At 66.0% G+C, this 6,329-nt stretch carries 7 protein-coding genes; 1 reads left to right on the forward strand and 6 read right to left on the reverse strand.

Annotated elements, in window-relative coordinates:
• Window positions 1-834, forward strand: an 834-nt coding sequence (locus BEN49_RS09495; RefSeq protein WP_070742785.1) for a glutamyl-tRNA reductase, incomplete at its 5' end; no start/stop codon positions are given.
• 39 nt (window positions 835-873) lie between these two features.
• On the opposite strand, the gene hemF is transcribed toward BEN49_RS09495, so the two are convergent.
• From hemF to BEN49_RS09525, 6 genes are all read right to left on the reverse strand, one after another.
• Window positions 874-1,797 carry an oxygen-dependent coproporphyrinogen oxidase gene (hemF, locus tag BEN49_RS09500; protein WP_070742786.1) on the reverse strand — a complete coding sequence of 308 codons (924 nt, stop codon included), beginning with the start codon at window positions 1,795-1,797 and terminating at the stop codon, window positions 874-876.
• Window positions 1,798-1,803: 6 nt separating this feature from the next.
• Window positions 1,804-2,706, reverse strand: coding sequence for a universal stress protein (locus tag BEN49_RS09505; protein WP_070742787.1), 903 nt, complete (start codon window positions 2,704-2,706; stop codon window positions 1,804-1,806).
• 109 nt (window positions 2,707-2,815) lie between these two features.
• Window positions 2,816-3,541 carry a sulfite exporter TauE/SafE family protein gene (locus BEN49_RS09510; protein WP_070742788.1) on the reverse strand — a complete coding sequence of 242 codons (726 nt, stop codon included), beginning with the start codon at window positions 3,539-3,541 and terminating at the stop codon, window positions 2,816-2,818.
• 37 nt (window positions 3,542-3,578) lie between these two features.
• A complete protein-coding gene (locus tag BEN49_RS09515) occupies window positions 3,579-4,037 on the reverse strand; it encodes a FixH family protein (RefSeq protein ID WP_070742789.1) in 459 nt (152 codons plus the stop codon).
• A gap of 54 nt (window positions 4,038-4,091) precedes the next feature.
• Complete coding sequence (ccoG, locus tag BEN49_RS09520) at window positions 4,092-5,501, reverse strand: cytochrome c oxidase accessory protein CcoG (protein WP_070742790.1); 1,410 nt, start codon at window positions 5,499-5,501, stop codon at window positions 4,092-4,094.
• Window positions 5,502-5,561: 60 nt separating this feature from the next.
• Window positions 5,562-6,329: cbb3-type cytochrome c oxidase N-terminal domain-containing protein (locus BEN49_RS09525; protein WP_125916676.1), on the reverse strand; the 768-nt coding region annotated here is incomplete at its 5' end.

The following is a 6,329-nucleotide window of genomic DNA, read 5'->3' on the forward strand; positions in this document are numbered from 1 at the left end:
CACGCCGTGTTTGCGGCCCACAAGCGCGTGCACCAGGAAACGGCCTTCCGCGACGGGGCCGCTTCCACCTCGTCGGCCACGCTGGAGCTGGTGGCCGAGCTCACCGCCGCCCTCGACCGGCCGCGCGTGCTGCTGGTGGGCCTGGGCGAAATGGGGGCCGACGTGGCCCGGCACTTCGCCAAAAGCAAGCGCTTTGCCGAGGTCACGCTCTGCAACCGCACGCCCGCGCTGGCCCAGGCCCTGGCGGCCGAATACCAGCTGGCAGTGCTCGATTTCAACGACTTAGCGGAGGGCCTGCGGGCGGCCGACGTGGTGATTTCGGCCGTGGCCGCGCCCACACCGGTTTTCACGCAGGCGCTGGTAGCGGGGCTCCACAACCTGCACCACCAATTTTTTATCGACCTCGCGGTGCCGCGCAGCGTGGCGGCGGCGGTCGAGGCCGTGCCAGGCGTGCTGGTGTATAATATCGACGACATTCAGCGCAAAGCCGCCGCGGCGCTGGCCGGCCGGGTGGCGGCCATTCCGCAGGTGCGCGCCATCATCGCCGACAGCCTGGCCGACCTGCGCGACCGCAGCCGCGAAATGCAGTTATCGCCCACCATTCAAAAGCTAAAAAGTACCCTGGAGCAGCTGCGCCAGCAGGAAATCAGCCGCCTACCCCCCCTGAGCCCCGCCGAAGCCCGGCGGGTAGAGGAAGTCACAAAAGCCCTGACGCAGAAGTTTCTCAAGCTGCCCGTGTTGCAGCTCAAAGCCGCCTGCCAGCGCGGTGAGGCCGACCAGCTGGCCGCCGCCCTAACGGAGCTATTTGCTTTGGAAGAGCTAGTTAAGTTCTGAGCATCAAGTAATTGCATTGCCAATAACAAAGCTGGCAGCCTACTCAGTCCACGCTACGCCTTGGCGCAGCCAGGCCTGGGTGGCGGCCTCGGGCGAGCCGGGGGCGGGCGTGAGATTATAGACCCAGGCGGCCTGGGGCGGCAGGCTCATCAGAATACTCTCGGTGCGGCCGCCGATTTCGAGGCCGAACTTGGTGCCGCGGTCGAGGGCCAGGTTGAACTCGGCGTAGCGGCCGCGGCGCACGGCCTGCCACTGCTGCTCGCGGGCGGTGTAGGGTAGCGCACGGTTTTGGCGCATCAGGGCGGAGTAGGTGCGGCCGTAGACCTCGCCCACGTCCTGCACGAAGGCGAATAGCTCGTCGAACGACCCATCCACGCCCACCGTGAGCCGGTCGAAAAAGATGCCGCCCACGCCGCGCGTTTCCTGCCGGTGGGGCAGGTAGAAGTACTCGTCGGCCCACTGCTTGAAGCGGGGGTAGTAGGTCGGGTCATGGCGGTCGCAGGCGGCCCGCACCTGGGTGTGAAACCAGCGGGCCTGGGTTTCATCTACGTACACGGGCGTCAAATCCAGCCCGCCGCCGAACCAGGCCTCGCCGTTGCCGGCCTCGAAGTAGCGCACGTTCAGGTGCGAAATGGGCATGTGGGGGCTACGCGGGTGCTGCACCACACTCACGCCAGTGGCAAAGTAGCGGGTATCGGGCAGCAGCAGCTGGCGGGCGGCGGCCTCGCCCAACTCACCTCGCACGGCCGAAAAATTTACGCCGCCCTTTTCCAGCACCGCCCCGCCCAGGATGACGCGGGTGCGCCCGCCCCCGCCACCCGCGTGCGCCCACTGGTCCTCCTGAAAGGTAGCGGCGCCGTCGGCCCGCTCCAGCTGCTGGCACAGCCAGTTTTGAAATTCCCGCATCCAGGCCTCGACGGTGGCGCGGGCGGTGGTAGTCGCCAGGGTGGGTTCACTAATCATTGGTAACTAAAATGTTACCGTGGAAGGTTGCGCCACGAGCCGGGCTTCGGCGGCCTGGCGCAGGCTGCAATTGGCGCAGCAGGCGGCCGTGGGCAGGGTGCTGGTGGGCAGCAGCAGCACCGGAATACCTAGGTGGAAAGCGTTGGTTTGGCGGTAGTGGGGATTAAAGAAGCGCCGCACCAGGCAGCCGTCGGTCGTGCCCAGCACCAGCAGCTGGGCCCCCTGGCGGGCGCAAAACTCGCTGAGGCCCTCCAGGGCGTCGTCGTCGGGTAGCAGGTGGGTAGTGGCGCCGGGCAGGTGGGCGCAGGCGGCCCGCAACGCCTTTTTGAGGGGCACGAGGCCCGCGCTGGTGGGCGGGTAAAACTGCACCAGGTCGAAATGCGCCGGGGCCGTGCGGGCCAGGGCGGCCAGGGGCGCGAGCTGCGCGCCGCCGAGGCGGGCAAAATCACCGGCCACCACGAGGCGGCCGGGCAGCTCGGGGTAGCCGGGCGGCACCACCAGCACCGGGCAGCTCACGCGCTCGGGCAGCAGTAGCAGGGGCGCACCGGCCGCGCCGGCCGCGGCGCAGTCGAGCAGGGCCTGGCCCGTCACCACTAGGTCGGCGCAGTAGCCAGTCACCAGCACTTGCAGGCAGGCGGCCAGCGGCTCGGCGGCCACGTGGTAGAAGTAATTGATGCGGCGGCCGCTCTGGCGCGTGAGCTGCTGGTAGCGCAGGCGCTCGGCCAGGGCTTCGAGGCGGCGCAGCAGCGCGGCGCGCTCGTCGGGCGGCAGGCCGGGGCCGGTGCCAGTGTGCACCAGCAAGATTTCGGCGGGCAGGCGCACGGCGAGCTTGTTGGCGTACACCAGCGCATCTTCCGAGGCGGCGGTGAAGTCGATGGGAACGAGAATGGTTTGCAGGGCCGTCGGCATGATGAGAAGGACGCTTGATGATAATTTATTGATAATCAATATTTCAATTACTTTTCAGGAGGCCAGGTACTGGTCGGTCGGCGCGCGCTGGCTGACCGGTACCTAGTCCTCAGTGGCAGTAGTGCACCGTGGCCGGCTGGCGCGCAGTTTTTCCAGAGGTGGCCCCCAAGCCCGCGCCCAGCACCGGGCTCACGTAGGGAATACCCAACCCCAGCCCCCGCAAAATGAACAGCCCCGCCAGCGCCAGCGCCGTCACGGGCACGGCTCGGCGCAGGCGCTGCCGCCAGGCCAGCGGCACCAGCTGCCCACTGAGCGAGAGGGCCAGCATCAGCGGCAGCGTGCCCAGGCCAAACAGGCCCATGTAGGCCGCCGCGCCCCCCACGCCCGGCGCGCTCAGGGCCCCGGCTAGGGCCAAATACACGAGCCCGCAGGGCAGCAGCCCGTTGAGCAGGCCAGTGGTGTAGAGGGCCCCCAGCCCCGGCCGCTGATAGTAATAGGCCAACTGCGTTTTCACCCGGCTTAGCCCTGCCGCCAGCCCCAGCGTACCTGCCGCCCGGCCCAGCCAGCGCTCAGGCGTCACGACTAGCAGCAAAATCAGCCCGCCCGAGAGCAGCGACAACCCTTGCTGCCAGCCCGCCAGCCGCAGGCCTTGGCCTAGGGCCCCCGCCGCCGCGCCCAGCAGCGCGTAGGTGCTCACGCGGCCTAGGTTGTAGAGCACGCGCCCGGCTACGTAGCGCGGCCCGCCCGCGCCCGGCAGCGCCAGCGCAATGGCCCCGCACATGCCCACGCAGTGGAAGCTGCCCAGCAACCCAAATAAAAAACCAGCCCACAGCATAGGAGGAAAGCGCTGCCGTCACCGGTCACGCCATCAGTTAGATAGAAAGCTTTTCTTCCATAAAATATGCCTGGCCGCCGGCCGTAAAATCCAGCCGTAGCCGCCAGTGACCGGGCCGCAGGCGGGCGGTGCTGAGCAGCTGCCGGGCCGGCTGGCCGGTAGGCACAAACGGAAGCACAAAATCCAGTTTTTGGTCGGAGGGGCGGAAGAAGTGCACCTGCCCCCGCACGCCGGGGCCGGCGAGGGCGGCCGGCAGTTCCAGCGTCAGGCGCTGGGCGGCGGCCTCGTAGCGCACTTGCACCGGGGCGGGCAGGGCGGCCGTGCGGGCCACCGACTCCATGCGCTGCTGGTAGGCCAGCTCCTGCTTGTAGTAATCGGGGCTCACCAGTTCTACCTCGGTGCGCATGGCCTGCTGCACCATGTAGCCGATGTAGCTGGCAAACAGCACGAACGTGGCAATGATGGCGTAGGGCCACAGGTTGCGTTGCGTAGACATGAGGTAAGATGAAAAGTGGCCGCCGGCCGGCTAGCGCTGGCAAATCGGAAAATGCTATTGGCTGGGCCCCAGAAATTTGGTATCGGTTTCCGTTATCAATAGGCCCTGGCTGAAGATGCCGATGCGGATTTTCTGGTTGGTAGTGTGCAGGGCCGTGCGGGGTAGCTCGGCAAAAAAGACGCCCTCCGTGATGCCCTGGGCGGGCAGTTGCAGGCCATCGGTGCCGACCAGCGCAATGTGGCCGTCGGCGGGCTCCAGCACCCGCAGGGTGAGGGGGTAGGGCTGGTTGGTTTTGTTGAGCAGCGAGATGTTGTAAAGGTTGGTAATGGTGCCGTGGTCAGTTTTTTGAAACAGCTGACCCGGCGTGCGCAGCACCGTGGCCGCCACGTTGGCCCGCGAGGCCAGCAGGCCGACGAGTACCACAGCCAACACCCCCAGCACCCCCGACAGCGCCTTGACGCGGCCCGTGAGCCGAAACTTGGTGCCCGTGGCAATGCCATTGACTGAGGCGTGGCGAATGAGGCCCTGGGGCAACTGAACCAAGTCCATGATGCTGTTGCAGGCGTCGATGCAGGCCGTGCAATTGGTGCATTCGAGCTGGGTGGCCCCGTCGCGAATGTCGATGCCGGTGGGGCACACCTGCACGCACTGGTGGCAGTCGATGCAGTCGCCGGCGGTGCGCACTTCGTTTTTGCGGCGCTTTTCGCGCGGCTCGCCGCGCTGGTAATCATAGGCGACCACTAGGCTGTCCTGGTCGAGCAGCACGCCCTGCAAGCGGCCGTAGGGGCACACAATGGTGCATACCTGCTCGCGAAACCGCGCAAACACGGCGTAGAACACGCCCGTGAACAATACCATCGTGGCCAGCCCCTCTAGGTGGGCCGTGGGCGCGTCGGTGATGATGCGCAGCAGCGCCTCGGTGCTGATGATGTAGGCCAGGAACGTGTTGGCAATCAAGAAGGAAATCCCCGCGAATAGTACGTGCTTGGTGGTTTTGCGCCACAGCTTGTCCCAGTCCAGCGCGCGCTTATCGAGGGCTTTTTGCTGGGGGGCGTCGCCTTCCAGCCAGTACTCGATGCGCCGGAATACCAGCTCCAAAAAGATGGTTTGCGGGCAGACCCAGCCGCAAAACACGCGCCCGTACACGACCGTGAACAGGATGATGAACACCAGAAACGTGAGCGTGGCCAGCAGCAGCACGAAGAAATCCTGGGGCCAGAAAATCTGCCCGAAGATGATAAACCGGCGCGCCGGCAGGTTTAGCAGCAGCACCGGCAACCCGTGAATGCGCAGCCAGGGCCCCGCAAACAGCACTGCCAAAAAACCGTAGCTCAGCCACTTGCGATAATCATAGAGCCGCCCGGACGGCTTCTTAGGGTAGAGCCACACCCGCTCGCCCGCCGCGCCTATCGTCGAGAGCGAGTCGCGGTACGAAGCATCGGGTTTGGGCTGGATAGTGGGCATCAGAGCGTTGAAAAGGAATAGTGAGCAGGGCCGTCGGCGCTAGCCGCCTGGCCGGGGTATCTATAGCTTGGCCACCGGCTTGCCGGCGGCTTCTTTTTCGCCCTGCGGCGCTTTGGGGTTGGCGGGTTTTGAGCCTTGCAGGCTGAGGGCGTAGGAGGCCACTTGCAGCATTTGCTTGCCCGAGAGCTTGCCTTTCCAGGCCACCATGCCCTTGCCGTTGATGCCGAACTTGATGGTCTTGTAGAGGTTGTTCACGCCGCCGCCGTGCAGCCAGAATTCGTCGGTGAGGTTGGGGCCCACTTTGCCCTCGGCGTTGGCCCCGTGGCAGGGGGCGCAGTTGGTGGCGAAAATGGATTTGCCGCTGCCTAGGTCGGCCGGGGCGGTGAGGGCGGCGTAGGTCGTGACCTGGTTGGGGTCGTCGCCGCCGACGGGTACAAAGAGCGCGGCTTGCCGCATTTCGGCGGCGTACTCGGCCCCTTGCAACTGGCCCTTGCGCGCTACGTGGTAGTAGGTTACGTAGCTCAGGGCGAACACCACCGTGAAGGCGAAACCCCATTTCCACCACGGCGGCAGGTCGTTGTCAAACTCGTGGATGCCGTCGTAGTCGTGGTCGAGCACCTCATCGCGGTACTCGCCGCGCACCAGCCGGGCGTCGCCCACCAGCAGGCCCAGCACCCGGCCACTCCAGGTGTCGTGCACCGTGGGCAGGTTGTAGAGCTGGCGCAGTTGCGGCCGCATCCAGCTAATGAGCGCCACGAACAACACCAGAAACACCATCCCCACCAGTACCAGCGTGCTCAGCAGGAACCAGACCAGCGCATAATTCGA

This window comes from Hymenobacter coccineus (genome assembly GCF_001816125.1).
Taxonomy (GTDB): Bacteria; Bacteroidota; Bacteroidia; order Cytophagales; family Hymenobacteraceae; genus Hymenobacter; species Hymenobacter coccineus.

What these genes read in the sequence shown, in the direction of transcription:
- hemF (WP_070742786.1), bottom strand. Translation starts at nt 1,797, where the DNA reads ATGATTAGTGAACCCACCCTGGCGACTACCACCGCCCGCGCCACCGTC.
- BEN49_RS09505 (WP_070742787.1), bottom strand. Translation starts at nt 2,706, where the DNA reads ATGCCGACGGCCCTGCAAACCATTCTCGTTCCCATCGACTTCACCGCC.
- BEN49_RS09510 (WP_070742788.1), bottom strand. Translation starts at nt 3,541, where the DNA reads ATGCTGTGGGCTGGTTTTTTATTTGGGTTGCTGGGCAGCTTCCACTGC.
- BEN49_RS09515 (WP_070742789.1), bottom strand. Translation starts at nt 4,037, where the DNA reads ATGTCTACGCAACGCAACCTGTGGCCCTACGCCATCATTGCCACGTTC.
- ccoG (WP_070742790.1), bottom strand. Translation starts at nt 5,501, where the DNA reads ATGCCCACTATCCAGCCCAAACCCGATGCTTCGTACCGCGACTCGCTC.